Genomic DNA, 25,372 nt, shown 5'->3' with positions numbered 1-25,372 from the left:
CGGCATTGCCGTGACCAGCATGTTTTTCGCCCGCTTTGGCGCGCGCCTGGCGCACAAGCTGTCGCCCCGTTTGTTGAAGCGCCTGTTCGCAGCACTGCTGTTCTGTGTCGGCCTCAGCTTTTTGATTTGAATCGAGAGGAAGTTCCATGCTGCCTTACCCGCAGATAGACCCCGTGGCCGTGGCCCTCGGGCCGTTGAAAATCCACTGGTACGGCCTGATGTACCTGATCGGCATCGGCGGCGCCTGGCTGCTGGCCTCGCGCCGGCTGAACCGCTTTGACCCTACCTGGTCGCGTGAGAAGCTGTCCGACCTGGTGTTTTGGCTGTCGATGGGGGTAATTGTCGGCGGGCGATTGGGCTATGTGCTGTTCTATGACCTGCACCAGTACCTGGCCAACCCGACGCTGATCTTCGAGGTGTGGAAGGGCGGCATGTCGTTCCATGGCGGCTTCATTGGCGTAATGCTGGCGGCCTTGTGGTTTGGCAAGCGCAACAACAAGTCGTTCTTCGAACTGATGGATTTCGTCGCCCCACTGGTGCCGATCGGCCTGGGCGCCGGGCGTATCGGTAACTTCATCAACGCCGAACTGTGGGGCAAGCCTACCGACGTGCCATGGGCGATGATTTTCCCGCCGTTCAGCGACCCGGCGCAGTTGCCGCGCCACCCGTCGCAGCTCTACCAGTTCGCCCTTGAGGGTGTGGCGCTGTTCGTCATCCTCTGGCTGTTCTCGCGCAAGCCACGGCCGACCATGGCGGTATCGGGCATGTTCGCGTTGTTCTACGGCATCTTCCGCTTCATCGTCGAATTCGTCCGCGTACCGGATGCCCAGCTGGGTTACATTGCCTGGGGCTGGCTGACCATGGGTCAGATTCTGTGCGTGCCGATGATCCTGGCTGGCCTCGGCCTGATCTGGTGGGCTTATAATCGCAAGCCCACGGCGAAACCCGCCTGATTAATCCCACGGCAGGGGCGATCCCCCTGCCGTTTTTGCTACAGGTAAGCCATGAAACAGTATCTGGACCTGGTCCGCGACGTTATCGACAACGGCACGCTGCAGGAAAACCGCACCGGCATCCGCACCATCAGCCTGCCGGGCGCGATGCTGCGCTTCGACCTGCAGAAGGGCTTTCCGGCCATCACCACGCGCAAGCTTGCGTTCAAGTCGGCGATTGGCGAAATGGTCGGTTTCCTGCGTGGCGTGAAGAACGCCGGTGAATTCCGCGAGCTGGGCTGCAAGGTGTGGGACCAGAACGCCAACGAGAACGCCCAGTGGCTGGCCAACCCGTTCCGCCAGGGCCATGACGACCTGGGCGAGATCTACGGCGTGCAATGGCGCCAGTGGCCGGGCTACAAACGCATCCCGCTGAGCAACCCGGCGGCCATCGAAATGGCCGAAAAGGCAGGCTTCCGTCGCATTGCTCAGGACGAAGAGGACGGCGTCGCGTTCGTCATCCTGTACAAGGCCATCGACCAGGTGCGCCAGTGCTTGGACACCATCGCCAACGACCCAGGCAGCCGCCGCATCCTGTTCCACGGCTGGAACTGCGCGCAGCTGGACGAAATGGCCCTGCCGCCGTGCCACCTGCTGTACCAGTTCCACCCGAATGTAGAGACCAGGGAAATCTCCCTGACCCTTTACATCCGCTCCAACGACCTGGGCCTGGGCACGCCGTTCAACCTCACCGAAGGCGCGGCGCTGCTGTCGCTGTTCGGCCGCCTGACCGGGTATACCCCGCGCTGGTTCACCTACTTCATCGGCGATGCCCATGTGTATGAAAACCACCTGGACATGCTGAACGAGCAACTCAAGCGCGAGCCGCTGGAGGCGCCGAAGCTGGTGATCAGTGATCGCGTGCCGGCGTTTGCCGAGACCGGCAAGTATGAGCCGGAGTGGCTGGAAAAGATCGAGCCGAGTGATTTCTGGCTTGAAGGGTATGAGCACCATGCGCCGATGACGGCGCCGATGGCGGTCTGAAAGATCTTTACTGCCTGAACTGGCCTCTTCGCGGGTAAACCCGCTCCCACAGGGACCGCGCCGCAGTTGAAGGCTGCGCTGTACCTGTGGGAGCGGTCTTGCCCGCGAATGCTTTCAGGTCAATGCCCGTGGCTTCGCCCTACATGCGAATGCTCGGTATCCGGCACCGATACCGCCCCGTTCGTCTCCAGTTGCTGCAAGATCGCGCACTCACTCCCCTGCGCATTGCAGCGCCGCCGCAGCTCCACCAGCTGCTCCTGCAACGCCACCAAGCCATCGATCCGCGCCTGCACATGCTCGATATGCTCGTCGATCAGCGCATTGACGCTGCCGCATGAGTCATCCGGGCTGTCGCGCAGCCGCAACAGGCTGCGGATTTCGTCCAGGGTCATGTCCAGGGTGCGGCAGTTGCGGATGAAGGTCAGCCGCTCGACGTGGGCCTGGGTATACAGCCGGTAGTTGCCTTCGGTGCGCGCAGGCTCGGGCAAAAGGTTTTCACGCTCGTAGTAGCGGATGGTTTCCACCGCGCAGTCTGTGGCTTTGGCCAGTTCTCCGATCTTCATCACGAAATCTCCAGCAAATGGCTTGACCCTATAGTGGCTACAGGGTGTTCACTTGGCAACAGGCTCAATTTAAGGATGACCCCATGAACCAGCCTGTCAGCCACGAACACAAGCACCCGCACGATCACGCCCATGGCGATGACGACCATGGCCATGCCGCCCACGGGCACAGCTGCTGCGCTTCCAAAGCCGCGCCGTCTCGGGTGCAAGTGACCGAAACGGCCAGTGCTCAGGCGCAGCTCAGTCGTTTCCGTATCGAGGCCATGGACTGCCCCACCGAGCAGACCCTGATCCAGGACAAGCTGGGCAAGCTGGCCGGGATCGAGCAGCTGGAATTCAACCTGATCAACCGCGTGCTTGGCGTGCGCCATACCTTGAACGGCACCGGCGATATCGAACGGGCCATCGACAGCCTGGGGATGAAGGCCGAGCCGCTTGGTGCCGAAGATGACGGCACAGCCGCTGCACCGCAACCGGCCAAGACCCGCTGGTGGCCGCTGGCCTTGTCGGGCATTGCCGCGATCGCCGCCGAAGTCGTGCACTTTGGTGCGTTGGCGCCTGAATGGGTGGTGGCGGCATTGGCGCTGGCGGCCATTGCTGGCTGCGGCTTGGGTACCTATAAAAAGGGCTGGATCGCCCTGAAGAACCGCAACCTCAACATCAATGCGCTGATGAGCATCGCCGTGACCGGCGCCGTGCTGATCGGCCAGTGGCCGGAAGCGGCCATGGTGATGGTGCTGTTCACCGTCGCCGAGCTGATCGAAGCGCGCTCGCTGGACCGCGCACGCAATGCCATCGGCGGGCTGATGCAGCTGACCCCGGACATGGCCACGGTGCAGCAGGCCGACGGCCAGTGGCGCGAGGTAGAGGTGCGTGAAGTGGCCCTCGGCGCCTTGGTGCGGGTACGCCCTGGTGAGCGCATTGGCCTGGATGGTGAAGTGACCAGCGGCCAATCCAGCGTCGATCAGGCGCCGATCACCGGCGAAAGCCTGCCTGTAGAGAAAGCGGTGGGCGACAAGCTGTTCGCCGGTACCATCAACCAGGCGGGGGCGCTGGAGTTTCGCGTTACTGCCGCCGCCGGGCAATCGACCCTGGCGCGAATCATCAAGGCCGTGGAGGAAGCGCAAGGCGCGCGGGCGCCGACCCAGCGCTTCGTCGACCGGTTCTCGCGCATCTACACCCCGGTGGTATTCGCCATCGCCCTGGCCGTGGCGGTGATTCCGCCGCTGTTCATGGCCGGTGCGTGGTTCGACTGGATCTACCGCGCCTTGGTGCTGCTGGTGGTCGCGTGCCCGTGCGCCCTGGTGATCTCGACCCCAGTGACCATCGTCAGCGGCCTGGCCGCTGCGGCGCGCAAAGGCATCCTGATCAAGGGCGGTGTTTACCTGGAGGGCGGTCGCCACCTGGACTTCCTGGCTCTGGACAAGACCGGCACCATTACCCACGGCAAGCCTGTGCAGACCGACGCCAAGGTGCTGGAGCCGCTGTTCGGAGGCCGCGCACAAGCCCTGGCCGCCAGCCTGGGTGAGCGCTCGGATCACCCGGTGTCCCGCGCCATTGCCCAGTTCGGCAAGGCGCAAGGCCTGGTCTTGAGCGAAGTGGATGACTTCGCTGCCCTGGCCGGTCGCGGCGTGCGTGGCACCATTGCCGGTGAGGTTTACCACTTGGGCAATCACCGCCTGGTCGAAGAACTGGGGCTGTGCTCGCCCGCGCTGGAAGCCCAGCTGGATGCACTGGAGCGTCAGGGCAAAACAGTGGTTTTACTGCTCGACCGCTCTGGCCCGCTGGCGCTGTTCGCGGTGGCCGATACGGTCAAGGACAGCAGCCGCCAGGCCATCGCCGAACTGCATGAGCTGGGTATCAAGACTGTCATGCTGACCGGCGACAATCCGCATACCGCGCAGGCCATCGCCGGCGTGGTGGGTATCGACCGCGCCGAGGGTAACCTGCTGCCGGCCGACAAGCTGAAAACCATCGAAGCCCTTTACGCCCAAGGCCATCGGGTGGGTATGGTGGGTGACGGCATCAACGACGCCCCGGCCCTGGCCCGTGCCGAAATCGGCTTTGCAATGGCGGCGGCTGGCACCGACACCGCCATCGAGACTGCCGATGTAGCGTTGATGGACGACGACTTGCGCAAAATCCCGGCCTTCGTCAGGCTGTCGCGCCAAAGTGCGGCGATCCTCATGCAGAACATCGTTCTGGCGTTGGGCATCAAGGCAATATTCCTGGCGATCACCTTCGCTGGCATGGCCACCATGTGGATGGCGGTGTTCGCTGACATGGGCGTGAGCCTGCTGGTGGTGTTCAACGGCTTGCGCCTGCTGCGCAAATAGAGGACGTGCATGCTGAGTTCGGAGCTGAAAGCCTTCTACATGGTGGCCCGCCTGGGCAGCATCACCCTGGCGGCGAAGAAGCTCGGGCTCAGCCAGCCCACGGTGACCACGCAGATCCGCAACCTGGAAAGCCAGTACGCGGTCGAGCTGTTCTACCGTGGCGGGCGGCGCCTGGTGTTGAGTGAAGAGGGCGTGCGCCTGCTGCCGATGGTCAAGGCGCTGTTGCAGCAAGAGGCGGACATCGAGTTCGAACTGCGCAACAGCGGCCAGGCCCAAGGCACCCTGCGCATTGCCGCCACGGCGCCTTACTACATCCTCGACCTGGTGAAGATCTACCGCGAACGGCTTCCGCAGGTGGAAGTGGCGGTGGAGATCGGCAACTCGCAGCAAGTGCTGGAAATGCTTGAAGACTACCGGGTGGACATCGCCGCTTCGTCGCAGCTCGTGGAGGATGCCCGGTTGGTGCGGCGGGTCCTGGGCACGGATCCATTGGTTGTGGCGGTGCACCGCAACCACCCGTTGGCCCACCGCCAGGCGGTGTCCATCGACGTCTTGGCCGGGCATTGCCTGCTGATGCGCGAGAAGGGCTCGACCACGCGCAAGCTGACCGAGCAGATGCTGCAGGAGGCCGGGGTGAAGGCCGGGGCTTTGCTGGAAATCGGCAGCCGTGAGTCGATCCGCGAGGCGGTGCTGCGCAATATCGGTATCAGCGTGATTGCCCGGCATGAGGTGCCGCATAACCCTGAATTACGGGTGCTGGCGCTGGAGGATGCGCCGGTGATGCATGAGTATTTGTATTGCCTGAAGGAGCGGCGCCAGGCCCGGTTGCCAGCTGCATTCCTGGGCGTGGCGCAGGAAGTGGCTGGTTCGCATTTCTAGATCGGTGTGGGCTTCTTCGCGGGTTTACCCGCGAAGAGGCCTTTGAGGGCCAATACAAAATCTGCCAATACCACTATCACTTGCTTTTGCCTTAAAGCCACAGAACCTTCGCACAGCCTGCCTAGCATGGCCCCCATCTCTTCGATGAGGCCCTGCCATGAACCACGCCACCCCCGGCGCACAAATGAAAGTGCGCAACATCCACAAGCGCTTCGGTGCCTTTACGGCGCTCAACGATGTCTCGCTGGACATCGCCGCCGGCGAGCTGGTGTGCCTGCTCGGCCCGTCCGGCTGTGGCAAGACCACGCTGCTGCGCTGCATCGCCGGCCTGGAGCGCCAGGACCGCGGCACGCTGTACATCGGCGAGCGCGATATCTCCGAACTGCCGCCCCAGGCCCGTGATTACGGCATCCTGTTCCAGTCCTATGCGCTGTTCCCCAACCTCACCGTCGAGGCCAACATTGCCTACGGCCTGACTGGCAGTGGCCGCGAGCAGGCCCGTCAGCGGGTGGCTGAAATGCTTGAACTGGTGGGCCTTTCTGGCAGCGAGAAGAAGTACCCCGGCCAGCTTTCCGGTGGCCAGCAGCAACGCGTGGCCCTGGCCCGTGCGCTGGCACCGTCCCCCTCGCTGTTGCTGCTCGATGAGCCCATGTCGGCGCTGGACGCACGGGTGCGCGAGCACTTGTGCACCGAACTGCGCCAGCTGCAACGCCAACTGGGCATTACCACCTTGATGGTCACCCACAATCAGGACGAGGCCATGCTGATGGCTGACCGTATTGCGGTGATGAACAACGGCCAGGTTGAGCAGTACGCCACCCCACAGGAAATCTACGACCAGCCGGCCACACCGTTCGTCGCCGAGTTCGTTGGCCAGGGCAACTGGCTGCCGTTCCAGCGCAACGATGACAGCCATGCCCAGGTCGGCGCCATGAGCATGCGTCTGGCGCCGGGTTCGGCACAGGCCAGCAGCGGCCGGTTGTTCTGCCGCCCGGAGGCAATCACGGTCAACCCGGTGGTGCACGAGGAAAACCTGTTCCCGGCCATGGTCCGCGAGATTACGTTCCTGGGTAACCGCTGCCGCATGAGCTTCGAACTCAAAGCCCTGCCTGGCCATGCCCTGCTGGCTGAACTGGCCCCCGAGGCCATACCGCGCCTGGGCTCGCAGGACATCTGGGTGGCCCTGCCGCCGCAGAGGCTGCAGGTGTTTGCCTGAGATGGCCGCGCCAATGTCCCTGCCGCTGAGCCAGGCCAACGCCGCGCCACGTGCTGGCGTCGCCCTGGGTGACCGGTTGTTCGTGGTCGGCGGCAAGAGCCTGCTGCTGATCCTTCTGGTGCTGGCTGTGCTGATGCCACTGCTGGCGATCTTCTGGCGTGGCTTCAGCGCTGACGCGGACCAGGGTGGCGGCCTGCTGGCAGCCCACGAACTGTTCGCCAGCGACAATTTCCACTGGTTGCTGGGCAACAGCCTGTCGGTGGCGTTCACCGTGGCGGCCATCGTGGTGCCGCTGGCGTACCTGTTCGCCTATGCGCTGCAACGCACGCGGATTCCGGCCAAGGGCGTGTGGCGGGGGATTTCCCTGCTGCCGCTGCTGGCGCCGTCGATGCTGCCGGCCATCGCGCTGGTCTACCTGTTTGGTAACCAGGGGCTGCTGCGCGGGTTGCTCAGCGACAACATCTATGGCTTCTGGGGCATCGTGCTGGGCGAGGCGATCTACACCTTCCCGCATGCGCTGATGATCCTGCTGTCGGCGCTGTCGTTGGCCGATGCCCGGTTGTTCGATGCGGCCTCCAGCATGGGGGCCGGCCCGTGCCGGGCATTTACCAGCATCACCTGGCCAGCCACGCGGCAAGCGGTATTCGCGGCGTTCTGCCTGGTGTTCACCCTGACCATCACCGACTTCGGTGTTCCGGTCGTGGTCGGTGGTGACTATCAGGTACTGGCGCTGGAGGCCTACAAGGCGGTGGTGGGCCAGCAACAGTTCGGCCGTGGCGCGTTGATTGGCATGGTCCTGCTGCTCCCGGCGCTGTTCAGCTTCACGGTCGATGCCTGGCTGCGTCGGCGCCAGGGCGAAGCCATGAGCGGTCGTGCCCAGGTGTTCGAGCCCAAGCCATCGCGCAGCCGAGATGCCTGCTTCCTGGCCATCGTGCTGCTGGTGTGCGCGGCGTTGCTGCTGGTGATCGGCATGGCGGTGTATTCCTCGCTGGTCACCTTCTGGCCGTACAACCTGTCGTTGTCGCTGCGCCATTACATGTTCGAAGATACCGCAGGTGGCGGCTGGCTGGCTTATCGCAACAGCGTGACCATGGCCATTGGCACCGCGCTGATCGGCAGCATCGTGATCTTCACCGGTGCTTACCTGATGGAGAAAACCCAAGGTCAGCGCCTGCTCAACCAGATGCTGCGCCTGCTCAGTTTCATCCCCATGGCTGTACCTGGCCTGGTGCTGGGTCTGGGCTACGTCTTCTTCTTCAACCTGAACGGCAACCCGCTGCATGTGCTGTATGGCGGCATGGGGCTGCTGGTGGTGTGCACCATTGCGCACTACCTGACCACCGCGCAGATGACCGCAACCACGGCACTGCGGCAGCTCGACGGCGAGTTCGAGGCCGCCGCGCTGTCGCTGAAGGCACCGCTGTACAAGCACTTCGTGCGGGTGACCGTGCCGATTTGCCTGCCGGCACTGCTGGATATCATCCGCTACCTGTTCGTGTCGGCCATGACCACCGTGTCGGCGGCGATCTTCCTGTACAGCCCCGACACCATTCTGGCTGCCGTCGCCGTGCTGAACATGGACGACGCCGGTAACGTGGGCGGTGCTGCTGCCATGTCCACCCTGATTTTGCTGACCAGTGCCGGCGCTTCACTGCTGCTGGCCGCAGCCTCACGCGGCCTGCTGCGCCGCTCCCAAGCCTGGCGCCAACGCGCCGCGACCGTCTGACCTGTAAGGAACCTACCCATGTACAAGCACCTTGCACTTGCCGCTGCCGTTTCTGCCGTGTTCAGCCTACAGGCTTCGGCCGCCGGTACCCAGTTGACGGTCTACACCGCCCTGGAAGCAGAACAACTGAAGAGCTACAAGCAGGCCTTCGAAAAGGCCAACCCGGACATCGAGATCAAGTGGGTACGCGACTCCACCGGCATCATCACCGCCAAGCTGCTGGCCGAGAAAGACCGCCCGCAAGCTGACGCCGTGTGGGGCCTGGCGGCGTCCAGCCTGGCCGTTCTCGACCAGAACGGCATGCTTGAAGCCTACGCGCCAAAAGACCTGGGCAAGATCGCAGCCAACTACCGCGATGCCGCCAACCCACCGGCCTGGGTGGGCATGGACGTGTGGGCCGCGACCATCTGCTTCAATACCGTCGAGGCCGAGAAGCAGGGCCTGAGCAAACCGGTGAGCTGGCAGGACCTGACCAAGCCGGAGTACAAGGGCAAGATCGTCATGCCCAACCCGGCCTCGTCCGGCACCGGCTTCCTCGACGTGAGCGCCTGGTTGCAGACCTTCGGTGAGCCACAGGGCTGGGCCTACATGGACGCGCTGCACCAGAACATCGGGCAGTACGTTCACTCTGGCTCCAAGCCATGCAAGCTGGCGGCAGCGGGCGAGTTCCCGATCGGTATCTCGTTCGAATACCCGGCCGTGCAGCTCAAGCGCCAGGGCGCGCCGCTGGACATCGTGCTGCCGAAGGAAGGCCTGGGTTGGGAGATCGAGGCGACTGCGGTGATCAAGGGCTCGCCCAAGGCGAATGCGGCCAAGCGTCTGGCCGATTTTTCGGCAAGCCCCGCAGCCATGGAGCTGTACAAGGAGAACTTCGCGGTGCTGGCGGCGCCGGGCATTGCCAAACCGCAGACCGAGTTGCCTGCGGACTATGAGCAGCGCCTGATCAAGAACGACTTTGCCTGGGCCTCGAAGAATCGCGACCAGATTCTGGCTGAATGGCGCAAGCGCTATGACGGTAAGTCGGAGAAGGTGGCCCAGCAGTAGCACTTCACTTTGCAGGTCTGGCCTCTTCGCGGGTAAACCCGCTCCCACAAGTACTGCGCAGGAACTGGGCTTTGCGCTATCCCTGTGGGAGCGGGTTTACCCGCGAAGAGGCCAGACCTGTTTACTCAAAACTGAGAAACCAACGCCTCTAGCTGTTCCTGCCGTTCAGCCTGATTCAGCTTCGCCCCTGGATTAAGGGTGGACCACTGCGGATGTGCCCGCGCCTTGACCAGCGCCTCTGGCAACTTGCCTTCACGCCACGTCTTCTCATCCAGCTCTCCCAGCCGAATGCTGTCCTGCGCCGCATGCCCACGGTTGTCCAGCGCAACCATCAACTGCTGCTGACGCAAGGCCAGCAAGCGCAATACCGTGTCGTCCACGGTCAGCTCGCGCTTGCCCTTAAGCTTGCCCATCAACCGCGACCCATAGTTGCGCGCGGTCTGCAGCGCGCCACCGGCAATTGCACCTGCCAAGGCCGCTGCACCGAGGGTAAGGCCGCCAACCAGCAAATCAACCCCGGCACCGGCGGCCGCCCCGGCCGCCACACCACTGCCCAGGCGCACGCCCAGCAGCTTCAGGGTTTCGGGGTTGAACAGGTCGTCACCCCAGCGGCCATCCAGCAAAGGCAGGTCGCTGGCATGGGCATCTTCGCGGCGGAAGGCATACAGCTTGAGCAACGCCTCGACGCAGCGCTGTTCCCGCTGGCGCACGTCCTGGCGCAATGCTTCGATGGCCCTGGCCTCGGCAGCCGGTTCTGCCTCGACGCTGCGCCGGCAGGCGGCGCAGTCCAGCAGCAGCTCGGCGATCAGGCGCTTGCCGCTGTGCTGGCGCGCCAGGCGCTGCGCCTGCTGGTCGTCGATCAGCCGCTGCAGGGCAGGGCGAGCGTCTTCCAGCAACAGGGCCAGGCTCTCGTACAAACGCCGCTCGCCATCCTCAGGCGGGGCCACGCTGTCGAACCGCACCAACGCGTGAAGCCCAAGCCGGGCAAGGGCTTCACGCCATTGCGGCTCGCGGTGCTGGTGGCTGGCGACGAAGTTGAGCACTGGCAGCAACGGCTTGCCGCAGCTGGCCAGCACTTCCAACTCGTCGCGGTATTTGGCCAACACCGGCTCACGCGCATCGATCACGTACAGGCCGGCATTGCTGGCCAGCAGCTGGCGTAGCACCTTGGCCTCCTGCTCGAAACGCTGGCGTGCCTCGCTGCCCTGCAGGAAGCGCTCCAGGCGGGCCGGGCCGTCCAGGCGCTCGCCCGGGCGCTCCAGGCGTTCGAGGTAGTCGAGCAAGGCGATGGCATCTTCCAGGCCCGGTGTGTCGTACAGCTCCAGCAAGGGTTCGCCGTCCACCGACAGGCGCGCACCTTCCACATGGCGGGTGGTGCTGGGGCGGTGGGAGACTTCGCCAAAGCCGACGTCACGGGTGAGGGTACGCAGCAGCGAGGTCTTGCCGACGTTGGTGTGGCCGACCACGGCCAGTTTCAGCGGCTCAGTCATGGCCATGCTCCAGCCAGGTCAAGGGCGAGGTGTCGGCGTGTGCCAGGCCAAGGCGGTCGAGGGCTTCGTGCCAGTCACCCAGGCGCTGGGCATCGAGAGCCTGACCAGGCGAGGCCTGTAATAGCCAGATTCGGGTCGCACCGGCATTGCGCGCCAGTTCGGCGAGTAGCGCCAGGCTGCCGCGGTCGGGTGAGCGCCGTGGGTCGCAGGCGATGGCCAGGCGAGCAGGCGGGAAGCGGCTAAGTTGTTCAAGCAGGCGGTTGCGCGATTCACGGCTGTCGAGCACACCGGCATCGGTCACGTTTTTGGGCAGGGCGGGCGGCCAGGGGCGCTGGTCGTCCAGTTCCAGGCCGACCAGCAGGGCACCGCTGCTGCCGCTTTCCAGCTGGCCGGCAGCAAACTGTGGCAAAGCCTCGGGGGCTGCGTCCTGCACGCCGATGCGCTCGCTGCGGGGCATCAGCGCATCTCGCAGGTGCGCGTAGCCGGGCAGGCTGAGGTCCAGCGTCAGGCGCTCGCGGCCCTGGCGCCAGCGCCACAGGCACAACGCGGCCAGCAGCAAGCGCGGCAGCAGGCCATACACCAGCACTACGCCGAGTAGCCAGCTGGCCCAGGCCTGGCGGGCCAGATCCAGCGCGGGCAAGGTGTCGCCGCTGGCGCGGATCATGGCCTCGTCGGGTATGGCAAAGCCCAGCAGCGAGGGCAGGGCGCCCAGGGCTTGGGTCAGGTGGATGAACGGGTCGGCGGCAAGCAGCGTGGTTTCCCAGACAAAGCCATAACGCCGGGTAGCCAGCAAGGCCAGGAGCATGCCCAGGGCGGTGAGCATCGCCAGCAGCCACAGGCCGTGTACCAGCAGGCCGAGCAACCAGCGGTTGAGGCGCTGGCGTTGCAGCAGCACCAGCAGCGCAGGTGCCAAGTGCGCGGCCTTGGCATCGCGGGCAAAGCGTTCGCTAAGCCATAACCACAGGCGGCCCAGCCCCGTGCCGTGGTTTCCACTGATGGCAAAGCCGACGGCCCAGCCCAGCAGCATCAGCAGGTTCAGCCCGAGCAGGCTGCCCAAGGCCCAGAATACGTTGACCGGCCGTTGCCCATCGCCCAGGGCGGCCAGCGCCATGCCTGCGCCGCTGAGCACGGCCAGCAGCAACAAGGGCAGCAGCGCCAGGCGCGCACCCTGTTTCCAGTGGTGCAAGGCGACAGTCATGCCGTCGCGTTCGGCCAGGCACAGCGCACGGGTTTCGATACGGGCCGCCAGGTCGCCGCCCAGTTGGCGGGCGCGGCGGTTGGCCTCCTGGTCTTCCAGAGGGCCGGCATGTTCTTCACGCAGGCGTACCGCTTCGGTGAGCCAGCGCTTGTCCAGTGAAGTGGGTGCAGTCACAAGGTCTTCCATTGCACAGGTCAGGGCAGAAGCATAACCCACACGCCCGGTGCTATCCTCGCCGGCATGAATACATCACTCCCCCTCAGCCTGATCGCGGCATACGCTGAAAACCGCGTGATCGGCATCGACAACTCCATGCCCTGGCATTTGCCGGGGGATTTCAAATACTTCAAGGCCACCACCCTGGGCAAGCCGATCGTCATGGGGCGCAAGACCTGGGACTCGCTGGGGCGGCCACTGCCCGGGCGGTTGAACATCGTCGTCAGCCGCCAGCCGGGGCTTGAGCTGGCAGGCGCCGAGGTGTTCGCGTCGCTGGAGGAGGCGCTGGTGCGGGCTGAACAGTGGGCGCGCGAGCAAGGCGTTGATGAGCTGATGCTGATTGGCGGGGCGCAGCTGTATGGGCAGGCGCTGGAGAAAGGGCTGGTCAGCCGCATGTACCTGACGCGGGTGGAAATGGCGCCGGAAGGGGATGCCTGGTTCCCTGCGTTTGATGAGGGGCAGTGGAAGCTGGCGTCGAGTGAGGCGCAGGCTGAAGAAGGTAAACCTGCCTATCACTTCGAGGTCTGGGACAAGGTTTGATATTACCGGGGCTGCTGTGCAGCCCATCGCCGGCAAGCAGCGCAAGGTGAGCGGTGATGCTCAGGTGAGCAGCTTGATGATCAGTGCGGTGACAGTCGCCACGGTGGTGACGAAACCGACGGCGATGGCAACCGGGTACCAGAAGGTTTCGCGGGTCATCTTGACGGCCTCGGCATTCAGCTTGCGTGTCTCGGCCATCAGTTTGTCGACTTCGACGCGGATCTTGGCCACCTCAATGCGGAGCTTTTCGGCTTCGGCCTGGGTCATGTCGTACTGGGGCATGGTGTTGCCTTTCCCTTGGAGTGTTCGCTAAGGCGAGCTAGCAGTATAGCGATGCTGCCAGCCGCCTGTTGCCCGCGTCCCATGCCATTGCGTTACGGGATATTGGGGCTGTATGGCAGCCCCGGGTGATCCGTCAGGTATGGCTCAACTCGGCATGCTCATCGCCCGCCAGCACAGACTTGTCGGTCTCTTTCAGCAGTTGGCTGGTGACCACGCCCGCCGTCATCGAACCGTTCACGTTCAACGCCGTGCGGCCCATGTCGATCAGCGGCTCTACCGAAATCAGCAACGCCACCAGCTCCACCGGCAAGCCCATGGCCGGCAGCACGATCAATGCAGCAAAGGTGGCCCCGCCGCCCACGCCGGCAACGCCTGCCGAACTCAGGGTGACGATGGCCACCAGGGTGGCGATCCACAGCGGGTCGAAGGTATCGATGCCTACCGCCGGCGCCACCATTACCGCCAGCATGGCGGGATAGAGGCCGGCGCAACCGTTCTGGCCAATGGTGGTGCCGAACGAGGCGCTGAAGCTGGCGATGGATTGCGGCACGCCCAGGCGACGGGTTTGCGCCTCGATGTTCAGCGGAATGCTGGCAGCGCTGGAGCGGCTGGTGAAGGCGAAGGTCAGCACCGGCCACACCTTGCGGAAGAAGCGCAGCGGGCTCACGCCAGTGGCGGCGAGGATGATGCCGTGCACCACGAACATCAGCGCCAGGCCCAGGTACGACACCACCACGAAGCTACCCAGCTTGAGGATGTCTTCCATGTTCGAGCTGGCCACGACCTTGGTCATCAACGCCAGCACGCCATACGGGGTCAGTTTCATCACCACGCGCACCAGGCGCATCACCCAGGCTTGCAGGGTGTCGATGGCCGACAGGGCACGTTCGCCTTTCTCGGCATCGTCCTTGATCAGCTGCAAGGCCGCCAGGCCGATGAACACGGCAAAGATCACCACGCTGATGATCGAAGTCGGCTTGGCACGCGCCAGGTCACCCACCGGGTTGCTGGGGATGAACGACAGCAGCAGCTGCGGGATGTTGAGGTCGGCGACCTTGCCGGCATAGTCGCTGTGGATAACCTGCATACGCGCGCTTTCCTGGGCGCCGGCCACCAGGCCTTCGGCGCTGAGGCCGAACAGGTTGGTCAGCACGATGCCGATTAGCGCGGCAATGGCGGTGGTCAGCAGCAGGGTGCCGATGCTCAGCACGCTGATGCGGCCCAGCGAAGAGGCATTGTGCAGGCGTGCCACGGCGCTGAGGATCGAGGCGAAGATCAGCGGCATGACGATCATCTGCAACAGGCCGACATAGCCGTTGCCGACCAGGTCGAGCCAGGCGATGGTGGCCTTGAGCGCCGGGTGGCCAGCGCCGTAGACCGTGTGCAGGGCAAGGCCGAAGAGCACACCCAGCACCAGGCCCAGCAGCACCTTCTTGGCCAGGCTCCAGTCGGTTCGGCGGGTTTGTGCCAGGCCCAGCAACAGGGCCAGGAACGCCAGCAGGTTAAGAGACAGCGGCAGGTTCATTGAAGCTCCAGCGGAAAAAAGCAAAGGAAGCATCGCCTCTGTGAGCGATTGCGAACGGAAATGCTAACAGGCTGAAAACAAACGAATTTATATCCAAATGGAATGTGTATAGTCGTTCATGGAATAACGGCGTGTCGCAGGTTGCAATGAACACGGCGTTTGCAGCTGCATGGAGGTCGTTATCGAGGGCCGTTGGCGGGGAATGTTGCACTAGCGTTTCCGGGTCATTTCAGGAGATTCGTAAATGAAGCGCGCCCCTAAAGCCGTGGCCCTCGGCCTGTCCCTGCTGTTCAGTATCGAAACCTTCGCCACCGAGCTCAAGCATTGGCCTGCAGAAGCAGCCAAGCAGCTCGACAGCATGATTGCCGCGAATGCCAACAAAGGTAATTACGCGGTGTTCGACATGGACAACACCAGTTACCGCTATGACCTTGAAGAGGCCCTGCTGCCATTCATGGAGAACAAGGGCCTGCTGAGCCGCGACAAGCTCGACCCGTCGTTGAAGCTGATGCCGTTCAAGGACACCGCCGAGCACAAGGAAAGCCTGTTCAGCTACTACTACCGGTTGTGCGAAGTTGACGACATGGTCTGCTATCCGTGGGTGGCCCAGGTGTTCTCGGGCTTTACCCTGAAGGAGCTGAAGGTGCAGGTGGATGAGCTGATGGCTTCTACCAAGCCGATCCCCAGCACCTACTACGAAGGCGACCAAGTCAAGACTATTGAGGTACAGCCACCCAAGGTCTTCAAGGGCCAGGCCGAGCTTTACAACAAGCTGATGGAGAACGGCATCGAGGTGTACGTGATCTCGGCGGCTTCGGAAGAGCTGGTGCGCATGGTCGCGTCAGACCCCAAGTACGGCTACAACGTGAAGCCGCAAAACGTGATTGGCGTGAGCCTGCTGCTCAAGGACCGCGCCAATGGCCAGCTGACCACGGCACGCAAGCAGATCAGCGCCGGGCACTATGACGCCAAGGCCAACGAAGTGCTGGAACTGACCCCGTACCTGTGGACCCCGGCCACCTGGATGGCGGGTAAGCAGGCGGCGATCCTCACCTATATCGATGAATGGAAGAAGCCGGTGCTGGTGGGCGGCGACACGCCAACCAGTGATGGCTACATGCAGTTTCATGGGGTGGATGTGGGCAAGGGCGGCATCCACCTGTGGATAAACCGCAAGGCCAAATACATGGACCAGCTCAATGGCATGATTGCCAGAAATGCCGCCGCTCAGGCCAAGGAAGGGTTGCCGGTGACGGCGGACAAGAACTGGGTGATCGTGACGCCGGAGCAGATTCAGTAGGCTCATGGTACGTGTACCGTGATTCGATAACTGCCGCTGGAAACACGTTTGCCGTAGCGGTCGTGGATGGCGAACGTGTGACCGGCCTGGGTCTCTTGATGAATGACCGTGGCATACTCGCCAGAGAAAATGTTCTTGGCTTGCAAGTGGGCAGGAGGTGCGTCTGATGGGGGGATGGCGCTGGGGCAATCAGTAAGCACCAAACGCCCTTGTTCGGCGTCCCAGGCATGGCGACAACCAGGTACATGTACCGAGCCCCTGAAACTGATGGCTCCGGTCATTGCGCGCTCCTGACCTTGGGTAGAGGTGGGTACCAGGCATACGTACCCTATGGTCACGCTGTACAGCAGGCTTTTCCAAGTCATGGCTGCCATTGCCCCCTAAGGCTGCTTTTAGGCAGTATGGGAGCGGAAAAGCAAAAAAACCGGCGCACGGGGCGCCGGTTGGTGTTTTCAGACGCTTCTTACAGGCCTTCCAACATAGCCTTGTTGCGCACGGCACCCTTGTCGGCACTGGTCGCCAGCAGGGCATAGGCCTTCAGCGCAGTGGTCACCTTGCGTGGGCGTACTTCGGCAGGCTTCCAGCCCTTCTTGTCCTGTTCGACGCGGCGTTCGGCCAGCTTTTCGTCGCTGACCAGCAGGTTGATCGAACGGTTAGGGATGTCGATCAGCACCTTGTCGCCGTCACGCACCAGGCCGATGGCGCCACCCGCAGCAGCTTCTGGCGAGGCGTGGCCGATCGACAGGCCCGAAGTGCCACCCGAGAAGCGGCCGTCGGTGAGCAGGGCGCAAGCCTTGCCCAGGCCTTTGGACTTCAGGTACGAGGTCGGGTACAGCATTTCCTGCATGCCCGGGCCGCCTTTCGGGCCTTCGTAACGGATGATCACGATGTCGCCGGCCTTCACTTCGTCAGCGAGGATGCCGCGTACGGCGCTGTCCTGGCTTTCGAAGATTTTCGCGGTGCCTTCGAACACGTGGATCGACTCGTCGACACCCGCGGTTTTCACCACGCAACCGTCGAGGGCGATGTTGCCGTACAGCACGGCCAGGCCGCCTTCTTGCGAATAAGCGTGCTCGAAGCTGCGGATGCAGCCGTTTTCGCGGTCGTCATCCAGGGTTTCCCAACGGGTCGACTGGCTGAACGCGGTCTGGGTCGGGATCCCGGCAGGGCCGGCCTTGAAGAAGGTGTGCACGGCTTCGTCATCGGTCTGGGTGATGTCCCATTTGGCGATGGCTTCTTCCATGCTGCGGCTGTGCACGGTCGGCAGGTCGGTGTGCAGCAGGCCGCCACGGGCCAGCGAACCGAGGATGCTGAAGATGCCGCCGGCGCGGTGCACGTCTTCCATGTGGTACTTCTGGATGTTCGGCGCCACTTTGCACAGCTGCGGCACTTTGCGCGACAGGCGGTCGATGTCGCGCAGGTCGAATGCCACCTCGCCTTCCTGGGCGGCGGCCAGCAGGTGCAGGATGGTGTTGGTCGAACCGCCCATGGCGATGTCGAGCATCATGGCGTTTTCGAACGCCTTGAAGTTGGCGATGCTGCGCGGCAGTACCGACTCATCGTTCTCGCCGTAGTAGCGCTTGCACAGCTCGACGATGGTGCGGCCGGCGGTGAGGAACAGCTGCTCGCGGTCGGCGTGGGTGGCCAGGGTCGAACCGTTGCCCGGCAGGGCCAGGCCCAGTGCTTCGGTCAGGCAGTTCATCGAGTTGGCGGTGAACATGCCGGAGCACGAACCGCAGGTCGGGCAGGCGCTGCGCTCGTATTCGGCGACTTTCTCGTCGGAGGCCGTGGAGTCGGCGGCGATGACCATGGCATCGACCAGGTCCAGGCCGTGGCTGGCCAGTTTGGTCTTGCCGGCTTCCATCGGGCCGCCGGAAACGAAGATCACCGGGATGTTCAGGCGCAGGGCGGCCATCAGCATGCCGGGCGTGATCTTGTCGCAGTTGGAAATGCACACGATGGCGTCGGCGCAGTGGGCGTTGACCATGTATTCCACGGCGTCGGCAATGATCTCGCGGCTTGGCAGCGAGTACAGCATGCCGTCGTGGCCCATGGCGATGCCGTCATCGACCGCGATGGTGTTGAATTCCTTGGCCACGCCACCGGCGCGTTCGATCTCGCGGGCAACCAGCTGGCCCAGGTCCTTCAGGTGCACGTGGCCCGGGACGAACTGGGTGAACGAGTTGGCGATGGCGATGATCGGTTTCTTGAAGTCTTCGTCCTTCATCCCGGTGGCGCGCCACAGGGCACGGGCGCCGGCCATGTTGCGGCCTTGGGTGGAAGTCTTGGAACGATAATCAGGCATGAAACACTCCTGGCGGCTTAATCAGGTCACAAAAAGGGGAGTGAGCTTCTCTTGTCCTTTGCGCCGCAGGCCGGTTGCCACTGGCACGGATGAGGCCGAAGACCGCGCGGGATCGCCGCGTGCTTGGCCAGAGCTCATAAACCCGCCGGGGATGACTGGCGATGAATAGGCCGATTCTACACCGCTGGCGCGGCGAGGGAATGAAGATGTGTGCAGGCGGTGATTTTGGCCTAACGGTCGGCGTTTGTAGGACGCTTCCTAAACATGACCCAAGGGGCTGACCTGGCCACCATGAATAACTATTATCCGGCCGCCGCATGTGCGGCTTCACGAGATACCCCTCAATGGACCTTCCCAGTTACCGGTTCCATACGAACCTGCTATCTGGCACTGAGCGCGCCGTCGCCAGCGCTGTCGAAGGCTTGAGTCTTAAAGGCTGAGGTCTGTGGGCGCCTGGTTGGGCGCCTGGAGAACTTCATGCACTATCAAAACGACAAGAATACCCGGCAGCCTGTGAGCCAAGAGGCCTTGGACGCGATGCGTCGTGAGGCGACCGAGGACTTCCACAAGAGCGCCTCGATCACCAATCACGTTGGCAACCTGCGGGATGCGACCTTGGGGCTGCTCTACCGCAAGCGCGTGCTATGGCTGGTGTTGCTGGTATTTGGCAACCTGTTTTCTGGGGCGGGTATCGCCGCTTTCGAGGAAACCATCGCAGCACACATCGCCTTGGTATTCTTCCTGCCATTGCTGGTGGACAGCGGCGGAAACGCTGGCGCCCAGTCTGCAACGCTGATGGTACGAGGCCTGGCGACGGGCGAAGTGGCCATGCGTGACTGGTGGCGCATGCTGGGCCGGGAGTTCGGGGTTGCCTTGGCTCTAGGCTGCACCATGGCTGTTGCCGTGGCGTCCTTGGGAGTATTGCGCGGCGGGCTGCAAATTGCCCTGATCGTAGCCAGCAGCATGGTGATCATCGTGCTGGTCGGAAGCCTGATCGGCATGAGCCTGCCATTTCTGCTGAGTCGCTTCAGGCTCGACCCAGCGACAGCCAGCGGGCCACTGATCACATCGATTGCCGATGCCGCGGGGGTGCTGGTGTACTTCGGGATTGCAACGCACGTTCTGGACATTTGAAGCGTGCCGGGGGGCGTAAGGCCCCCCGGTCGATCGCAATCAGCTGTTAGGCAGCAACCGGCAGGTGATGCTCTTGATGTAGCGGGTCTCGGCAATGGCCGGGTGCACCGGGTGGTCCGGGCCTTGGCCGCCGCGCTCGAGCAGCTGCATGTTGCGGTCCAGGTGACGGGCGCTGGTCAACAGGATGTTGTGCAGGTCGTCCTCGGGCAGGTGCATCGAGCACGAGGCGCTGACCAGGATGCCGTCCTTGCTCAGCATGCGCATGGCCTGTTCGTTGAGGCGGCGGTAGGCCGCTTCACCGTTTTTCAGGTCTTTCTTGCGCTTGATGAAGGCGGGTGGGTCGGCAATGATCACGTCGAAGCGCTCTTCGGCGGCCTTCAGTTCGCGCAGGGCCTCGAACACGTCGCCTTCGATGCAGGTCAGTTTCTCGCTGATGCCGTTGAGTGCCGCGTTGCGCTCCACGCCATCCAGGGCAAAGCCCGAAGCATCCACACAGAACACTTCGCTGGCGCCGAAGGCACCCGCTTGCACGCCCCAGCCACCGATGTAGCTGAACAGGTCGAGTACACGCTTGCCTTTTACATAGGGGGCCAGGCGTGCACGGTTCATGCGGTGGTCGTAGAACCAGCCGGTCTTCTGGCCTTCACGCACCGGGGCTTCGAACTTGACGCCGTTCTCTTCCAGCGGCACCCAGTCCGGTACTTCGCCGTAGACGGTTTCGACATAGCGCTGCAAGCCTTCGGCATCACGCGCGGCGGAGTCGTTCTTGAACAGGATGCCGCTTGGCTTGAGCACCTGAACCAGGGCGGCGATCACGTCGTCCTTGTGCGCCTCCATGGTGGCCGAGGCCAGCTGCACCACGAGGATGTCGAAGAAGCGGTCGACTACCAGGCCCGGCAGCAGGTCGGAGTCGCCATAGACCAGGCGGTAGCACGGCTGGTCGAACAGACGCTCGCGCAGCGACAGGGCGACGTTCAGGCGGTGAACCAGCAGCGACTTGTCCAGCGGCAGCTTGATGTCGCGCGACAGCAAGCGGGCGCAGATCAGGTTGTTCGGGCTGAGTGCAACAATCCCCAGAGGCTTGCCATTGGCTGCCTCGAGAACAGCCTGCTGACCGGCCTGGAAGCCTTGCAGCGGGGTCGCGCTGACGTCGACTTCGTTGCTGTAGACCCACAGGTGGCCGGCGCGCAGACGGCGGTCGGCATTGGCTTTGAGGCGAAGGCTGGGCAGGGACATGACGTCGCTCCGGGAAAAAAGAGCGGGAGTATAACCTGTTGGCCCGCACTTCTGTTCGAGGCGCGACAAAGCGCTTGCGCACTCAACTGGGTTAGAATCCCCCGTCCTAAACGAGTGTGCACGTATGTCCCAAGAACTCAGCGCCGAACAGATCCAGCAAGCCTTGCAAGGCATCACCATCCCGCCGCAACCGCAGATCATGGTTGACCTGCAGTTCGAGCAGTACATGCCAGACCCGGACCTGGAAACCATCGCCAAGCTGATTTCCCAGGACCCGGGCCTCTCCGGCGCCTTGCTCAAACTGGTCAACTCGCCGCACTTCGGCCTGTCCAACAAGATCGGCTCGATCCAGCGCGCGGTGAACCTGCTGGGCAGCCGTTCGATCATCAACCTGATCAACGCCCAGTCGATCAAGGGCGAGATGAGCGACGAGACCATCGTTACCCTCAACCGCTTCTGGGATACCGCGCAGGACGTGGCGAACACTTGCCTGACCCTGGCCAAGCGCACCGGTATCCAGGCAGCGGACGAGGCGTACACACTGGGCCTGTTCCATGACTGCGGCGTGCCGTTGATGCTCAAGCGCTTCCCCAACTACATGGAGGTGCTGGAGGAGGCCTACGCCAAGGCCGGCGAAGATACGCGCGTGGTCGATACTGAAAACCATACGTTCAACACCAACCATTCTGTGGTCGGCTATTTCACTGCCAAGTCCTGGCGCCTACCCGAGCACCTGAGCGCGGCCATCGCCAACCACCATAACGCCCTGGCCGTGTTCCGCGACGAGAGTTCGCGCAATACCCAGAGCCAGCTGAAAAACCTGCTGGCGGTGTTGAAGATGGCCGAGCACATTTGCGCGTCCTACCGGGTGCTGGGCAACCAGGCGGTGGACCATGAGTGGAATGTGGTGGGCCCGTTGGTGCTCGATTACATTGGGTTGTCGGAATACGATTTCGAAAACCTCAAGCAGAACATTCGCGAGCTGGGCGGGCACTGACACATGCCGGAATTGCCAGAAGTAGAAACCACCCGGCGCGGTATTGCGCCGCACCTGGAAGGCCAACGCGTCAGCCGTGTGGTGGTACGCGACCGGCGCCTGCGCTGGCCCATCCCGGAAGACCTGGATGTACGGCTGTCGGGGCAGCGCATTGTCAGCGTTGAGCGGCGTGCCAAGTACCTGTTGATCAATGCTGAAGTCGGCACGTTGATAAGCCACCTTGGCATGTCTGGCAACCTGCGGCTGGTCGAGCTGGGTTTACCGGCGGCCAAGCATGAACATGTCGATATCGAGCTGGAATCGGGGCTGATGCTGCGCTACACCGACCCGCGCCGCTTTGGTGCCATGCTGTGGAGCCTGGACCCGCTGAAACACGAACTGCTGCTACGCCTTGGGCCAGAGCCGTTGACCGACCTGTTTGACGGCGAGCGCTTGTTCCAGCTGTCGCGCGGGCGGTCGATGGCGGTCAAGCCCTTCATCATGGATAACGCAGTGGTGGTGGGGGTGGGCAACATCTACGCCACCGAGGCACTGTTTGCCGCAGGCATCGACCCACGCCGGGAGGCGGGCGGGATTTCCCGGGCGCGTTACCTGAAGCTGGCGATCGAGATCAAGCGGGTGCTGGCGGCGGCGATCGAGCAAGGGGGCACCACCCTGCGCGATTTTATCGGGGGCGATGGGCAGCCGGGGTACTTCCAGCAGGAATTGTTCGTCTATGGTCGCGGCGGGCAGCCGTGCAAGGTGTGTGGCACGGAGTTGCGCGAGGTGAAGCTGGGGCAGCGGGCGAGCGTGTACTGCCCGCGTTGCCAGCGCTGAGGCAAGGGCGGAGGCCCTTGCCTGGTGATGGTCAGTCCTTGCCAGTAATGCGGCGGTACTTGGCCATCAGCTGCTCTTCGGTTTCCGGGTGGGCTTCATCCAGCGGGATGCAGTCGACCGGGCAGACCTGCTGGCACTGCGGCTCGTCGTAGTGGCCCACGCACTGCGTGCACAGGTTAGGGTCGATCACGTAGATCTCTTCGCCTTGGGAGATGGCCTCGTTCGGGCACTCGGGTTCGCAGACGTCGCAGTTGATGCAATCGTCGGTGATGATCAGGGACATGGGGACTCCGGCCGGGGCTCACCGCCCGGGCATGTTCAACGCAATGGGCACAATTGTGCCGCATTCGCGCCCGCAGTGCACGCGGGCGCGACAATCAGGCGATCAGGCTTACTTCTTGAAGCGTTCGGTCAGCGCCTCGGCCACCACCGGATGGACGAATTTGCTGATATCCCCACCCAGTGCGGCAATTTCCCGGACCAACGTCGAGGAAATGAACGAATAACGTTCCGAAGGCGTGAGGAACAGGCTCTCGACATCGGGGGCCAGCTGCCGGTTCATGTTGGCCAGCTGGAACTCGTACTCAAAGTCGGACACGGCACGCAGGCCACGCAGGAAGACGTTGGCGCCCTGTTCCTTGGCGAAATGCGCCAACAGGGAAGAGAAGCCGATGACTTCGACATTGGGCAGGTGCTTGGTGACCTCACGGGCGAGCTCCACCCGTTGTTCCAGCGGGAACAGGGGGTTTTTCTTCGGGCTGGCCGCCACTGCGATGATCACATGGTCGAACAGCCGCGAAGCGCGCTCGACCAAGTCGCCATGGCCTTTGGTAATGGGGTCGAAAGTACCCGGGTACAACACTCGGTTCATCGCGTCATCCTGGCTGGAGTGCGTTGGGGAGTCGGATGGTAGCGCAGCGACGGCGCCCCGGCCAAGTCATGCGGCCGGCTGATGGCACTATAGACAGGGGGCGTATTCGTTGTCATGCGTTGCGTGCCAGGCGGGCGACCAGTGCTTCGGTGAGCCTGGCGCTGATGGCATACACCGAAAGTTGCGGGTTGGCGCCGATGCTGGTGGGGAACAGCGAACCGTCGTGGACGGACAGGTTTTCCAGCTGGTGGTGACGGCCCAGGCTGTCACACACCGCTTGACGCGGGTCTTCGCCCAGCGCACAGCCCCCCATCACATGGGCACTGCCCAGGCGTGTGCGGAAGGGTTCCAGGCGCAACGTGTCGATCATGGCCAAGGCCTGTTCCAGGCTGGACGTGGCGCTGGCATCGCTGTGCACGGGGGTGACCTGGGTAGCGCCGGCGGCAAACTGGATCTGCGCCATGCTGCGGTAGGCACGACGCAAACCGTCGCGCAGGTAGTCGGTGACCGGGTAATCGAGCACCGGTGAGCCATCGCCACGCAGCTCCACGGCACCGCCCTGGCTCTCGGGGTGGAAGCCATCGCGCAGCAGCGCCAACATCACATGGGTGTGCGGCAACTCGGCCATACGCTGGGCGTTTTCTTGTCCGTGACCACCCAGCAGGGTGCTGGCCAAGGCCGGGTGCAACGGCGGCACTTCCAGTTTGTAGCCGACCGGGCCATCCGTGCCGCCTTGCCACTGGAAGTGGTCGCTGTAGATGGACTGCGGGGCGCCATAGAAGGGGTCGATACGGTCCTTGAAGCGCGCAGCGCTGAAGTTCACCAGGTGCAGGAAGGTGCGCTTGCCCAGGCGACCATGGGGGTCCGGTGCGTCGGAACGCAGCAGCAGGGCCGGGCTGTTGATCCCGCCGCCAGCGAGCAGGTAATGGCGCGCGCGGACGCTGACCTGCCTGCCGGTGGGGTGTATGCCTCGGGCATCCAGGGCCTGGCATGTGAGGCTCTGGATGCGCTCGCCGTTGTGGGTGAAGCGCTCGGCCCGGGCCAGGTACAGCAGTGCGCCGCCATGGTCGAGGGTGGCGGGAATACGGGTTACCAACATCGATTGCTTGGCATTCACCGGGCAGCCCATGCCGCAGTACCCCAGGTTCCAGCAGCCGCGCACGTTGCGCGGGATCACCGCCCAGCGGTAACCCAGTTGTTCGCAGCCCCGGCGCAGCACGTCGTTGTTGGCATTGGGCGGCATGGCCCAGGGTGTAATGCCCAGCTCTTGTTCCACGCGTTCGAACCAGGGGCGCAGGTCACCTTCACCCAGGCCGCTCACGTTGTGGGCCGAGGCCCAGTGCGCCAGCGTCTGCGGCGGGGTACGAAAGCTCGATGTCCAGTTCACCAGCGTGGTGCCGCCTACGGCACGGCCCTGGAGAATGGTGATGGCGCCATCCTTGCTCATGCGCCCCAGGCCCTCCTGGTACAGGCTGGCGTAGGCTTCGCTCTCCAGCAGGTGGAAGTCGCTGCTGGTCTTGAGCGGGCCTTCTTCGATCAACAGCACCTTGAAACCGGCGGCGCTGAGCATTTGTGCGCTGGTGGCACCGCCGGCACCGCTGCCAATCACGGCAATATCGGCTTCCAGCAAAAGGTCGTGCTCCAGGCGTGACGCGTCATGGGTGATCCAGCCGCGTTCGAGGCCTTGGCGAAACGGGTCGGCTACAGGCATTGGCGATGCTC

General features: G+C 63.5%; 23 protein-coding genes and 1 pseudogene. 13 read left to right on the top strand and 11 right to left on the bottom strand.

Annotation, left to right across the window (positions count from 1 at the left end; all coding sequences use genetic code 11):
- From APH36_RS30635 to APH36_RS07385, 3 genes and pseudogenes are all read left to right on the top strand, one after another.
- A pseudogene (locus tag APH36_RS30635) lies at nucleotides 1–130 on the top strand (TSUP family transporter); the annotation flags it as partial.
- A gap of 16 nt (nucleotides 131–146) precedes the next feature.
- The gene (lgt, locus tag APH36_RS07390; RefSeq protein WP_060498094.1) at nucleotides 147–953 is read left to right on the top strand and encodes a prolipoprotein diacylglyceryl transferase; all 807 of its coding nucleotides are present in this window, start codon (nucleotides 147–149) and stop codon (nucleotides 951–953) included.
- Between the two features lie 51 nt (nucleotides 954–1,004).
- Nucleotides 1,005–1,976: a thymidylate synthase gene (locus APH36_RS07385; RefSeq protein ID WP_060498093.1), complete on the top strand. Its 972-nt coding sequence runs from the start codon at nucleotides 1,005–1,007 to the stop codon at nucleotides 1,974–1,976.
- A 119-nt stretch (nucleotides 1,977–2,095) separates the two neighbouring features.
- Here the strand turns inward: APH36_RS07385 and cadR are convergent, their stop codons facing one another.
- On the bottom strand, nucleotides 2,096–2,539 hold the full coding sequence (cadR, locus tag APH36_RS07380) for a cadmium resistance transcriptional regulator CadR (RefSeq protein WP_016489679.1): 444 nt from the start codon (nucleotides 2,537–2,539) through the stop codon (nucleotides 2,096–2,098).
- Between the two features lie 83 nt (nucleotides 2,540–2,622).
- Between cadR and APH36_RS07375 the strand changes: the two genes are divergently transcribed.
- From APH36_RS07375 to APH36_RS07355, 5 genes are all read left to right on the top strand, one after another.
- On the top strand, nucleotides 2,623–4,875 hold the full coding sequence (locus APH36_RS07375; RefSeq protein WP_060498092.1) for a heavy metal translocating P-type ATPase: 2,253 nt from the start codon (nucleotides 2,623–2,625) through the stop codon (nucleotides 4,873–4,875).
- A gap of 9 nt (nucleotides 4,876–4,884) precedes the next feature.
- Entirely contained in the window at nucleotides 4,885–5,754 is an 870-nt protein-coding gene (locus tag APH36_RS07370) for a LysR family transcriptional regulator (RefSeq protein ID WP_060498091.1), read from the top strand.
- A 157-nt stretch (nucleotides 5,755–5,911) separates the two neighbouring features.
- On the top strand, nucleotides 5,912–6,970 hold the full coding sequence (locus tag APH36_RS07365; RefSeq protein ID WP_060498090.1) for a putative 2-aminoethylphosphonate ABC transporter ATP-binding protein: 1,059 nt from the start codon (nucleotides 5,912–5,914) through the stop codon (nucleotides 6,968–6,970).
- Between the two features lies 1 nt (nucleotide 6,971).
- Nucleotides 6,972–8,696 carry a putative 2-aminoethylphosphonate ABC transporter permease subunit gene (locus tag APH36_RS07360; RefSeq protein WP_060498089.1) on the top strand — a complete coding sequence of 575 codons (1,725 nt, stop codon included), beginning with the start codon at nucleotides 6,972–6,974 and terminating at the stop codon, nucleotides 8,694–8,696.
- A gap of 18 nt (nucleotides 8,697–8,714) precedes the next feature.
- On the top strand, nucleotides 8,715–9,740 hold the full coding sequence (locus APH36_RS07355) for a putative 2-aminoethylphosphonate ABC transporter substrate-binding protein (protein WP_060498088.1): 1,026 nt from the start codon (nucleotides 8,715–8,717) through the stop codon (nucleotides 9,738–9,740).
- Nucleotides 9,741–9,865: 125 nt separating this feature from the next.
- Here the strand turns inward: APH36_RS07355 and APH36_RS07350 are convergent, their stop codons facing one another.
- Nucleotides 9,866–11,230 (bottom strand): GTPase/DUF3482 domain-containing protein, encoded by a 1,365-nt coding sequence (locus tag APH36_RS07350; protein ID WP_060498087.1) that lies wholly within the window; start codon nucleotides 11,228–11,230, stop codon nucleotides 9,866–9,868.
- A complete protein-coding gene (locus tag APH36_RS07345) occupies nucleotides 11,223–12,614 on the bottom strand; it encodes a DUF2868 domain-containing protein (protein WP_060498086.1) in 1,392 nt (463 codons plus the stop codon). Before APH36_RS07345 ends, APH36_RS07350 begins: the two co-directional genes overlap by 8 nt.
- Nucleotides 12,615–12,668: 54 nt before the next feature.
- On the opposite strand from APH36_RS07345, the gene APH36_RS07340 reads away from it, so the two are divergent.
- Complete coding sequence (locus APH36_RS07340) at nucleotides 12,669–13,184, top strand: dihydrofolate reductase (protein WP_060498085.1); 516 nt, start codon at nucleotides 12,669–12,671, stop codon at nucleotides 13,182–13,184.
- Between the two features lie 60 nt (nucleotides 13,185–13,244).
- Here APH36_RS07340 and APH36_RS07335 read toward each other — a convergent pair whose 3' ends face one another.
- Nucleotides 13,245–13,466, bottom strand: coding sequence for a hypothetical protein (locus APH36_RS07335; protein WP_104833785.1), 222 nt, complete (start codon nucleotides 13,464–13,466; stop codon nucleotides 13,245–13,247).
- Nucleotides 13,467–13,599: 133 nt separating this feature from the next.
- Nucleotides 13,600–14,991 carry an L-cystine transporter gene (locus APH36_RS07330; protein WP_060498084.1) on the bottom strand — a complete coding sequence of 464 codons (1,392 nt, stop codon included), beginning with the start codon at nucleotides 14,989–14,991 and terminating at the stop codon, nucleotides 13,600–13,602.
- A 244-nt stretch (nucleotides 14,992–15,235) separates the two neighbouring features.
- On the opposite strand from APH36_RS07330, the gene APH36_RS07325 reads away from it, so the two are divergent.
- Nucleotides 15,236–16,291 (top strand): phosphorylcholine phosphatase, encoded by a 1,056-nt coding sequence (locus APH36_RS07325; RefSeq protein WP_060498083.1) that lies wholly within the window; start codon nucleotides 15,236–15,238, stop codon nucleotides 16,289–16,291.
- Nucleotides 16,292–16,293: 2 nt separating this feature from the next.
- Here the strand turns inward: APH36_RS07325 and APH36_RS07320 are convergent, their stop codons facing one another.
- Together APH36_RS07320 and ilvD are read right to left on the bottom strand one after the other, a co-directional pair.
- Complete coding sequence (locus APH36_RS07320) at nucleotides 16,294–16,572, bottom strand: hypothetical protein (protein WP_060498082.1); 279 nt, start codon at nucleotides 16,570–16,572, stop codon at nucleotides 16,294–16,296.
- Between the two features lie 182 nt (nucleotides 16,573–16,754).
- Nucleotides 16,755–18,596: a dihydroxy-acid dehydratase gene (ilvD, locus tag APH36_RS07315; RefSeq protein ID WP_060498081.1), complete on the bottom strand. Its 1,842-nt coding sequence runs from the start codon at nucleotides 18,594–18,596 to the stop codon at nucleotides 16,755–16,757.
- A gap of 477 nt (nucleotides 18,597–19,073) precedes the next feature.
- Here ilvD and APH36_RS07310 point away from each other — a divergent pair, with 477 nt between their 5' ends.
- Nucleotides 19,074–19,730 carry a magnesium transporter gene (locus APH36_RS07310; RefSeq protein WP_082426355.1) on the top strand — a complete coding sequence of 219 codons (657 nt, stop codon included), beginning with the start codon at nucleotides 19,074–19,076 and terminating at the stop codon, nucleotides 19,728–19,730.
- 39 nt (nucleotides 19,731–19,769) lie between these two features.
- Here APH36_RS07310 and APH36_RS07305 read toward each other — a convergent pair whose 3' ends face one another.
- Nucleotides 19,770–20,966, bottom strand: a complete 1,197-nt coding sequence (locus tag APH36_RS07305) for a class I SAM-dependent rRNA methyltransferase (protein WP_060498080.1) — start codon at nucleotides 20,964–20,966, stop codon at nucleotides 19,770–19,772.
- A gap of 178 nt (nucleotides 20,967–21,144) precedes the next feature.
- Between APH36_RS07305 and APH36_RS07300 the strand changes: the two genes are divergently transcribed.
- Together APH36_RS07300 and mutM are read left to right on the top strand one after the other, a co-directional pair.
- Complete coding sequence (locus tag APH36_RS07300) at nucleotides 21,145–21,963, top strand: HDOD domain-containing protein (RefSeq protein WP_177337088.1); 819 nt, start codon at nucleotides 21,145–21,147, stop codon at nucleotides 21,961–21,963.
- A 3-nt stretch (nucleotides 21,964–21,966) separates the two neighbouring features.
- Nucleotides 21,967–22,779: a bifunctional DNA-formamidopyrimidine glycosylase/DNA-(apurinic or apyrimidinic site) lyase gene (mutM, locus tag APH36_RS07295; protein WP_025340985.1), complete on the top strand. Its 813-nt coding sequence runs from the start codon at nucleotides 21,967–21,969 to the stop codon at nucleotides 22,777–22,779.
- Between the two features lie 31 nt (nucleotides 22,780–22,810).
- Here the strand turns inward: mutM and APH36_RS07290 are convergent, their stop codons facing one another.
- From APH36_RS07290 to APH36_RS07280, 3 genes are all read right to left on the bottom strand, one after another.
- Nucleotides 22,811–23,062, bottom strand: coding sequence for a YfhL family 4Fe-4S dicluster ferredoxin (locus APH36_RS07290; protein ID WP_016489663.1), 252 nt, complete (start codon nucleotides 23,060–23,062; stop codon nucleotides 22,811–22,813).
- Nucleotides 23,063–23,170: 108 nt separating this feature from the next.
- Nucleotides 23,171–23,650, bottom strand: a complete 480-nt coding sequence (coaD, locus tag APH36_RS07285; protein WP_014861498.1) for a pantetheine-phosphate adenylyltransferase — start codon at nucleotides 23,648–23,650, stop codon at nucleotides 23,171–23,173.
- Nucleotides 23,651–23,762: 112 nt separating this feature from the next.
- Nucleotides 23,763–25,361: a GMC family oxidoreductase gene (locus tag APH36_RS07280; protein ID WP_060498078.1), complete on the bottom strand. Its 1,599-nt coding sequence runs from the start codon at nucleotides 25,359–25,361 to the stop codon at nucleotides 23,763–23,765.
- Nucleotides 25,362–25,372 lie beyond the last annotated feature (11 nt).

Source organism: Pseudomonas sp. NBRC 111133 (genome assembly GCF_001320605.1).
GTDB classification, from domain to species: Bacteria; Pseudomonadota; Gammaproteobacteria; order Pseudomonadales; family Pseudomonadaceae; genus Aquipseudomonas; species Aquipseudomonas monteilii.
The sequence above is the reverse complement of the archived record's forward strand: the minus strand, read 5'-3'. Positions and strand labels throughout refer to the sequence as shown.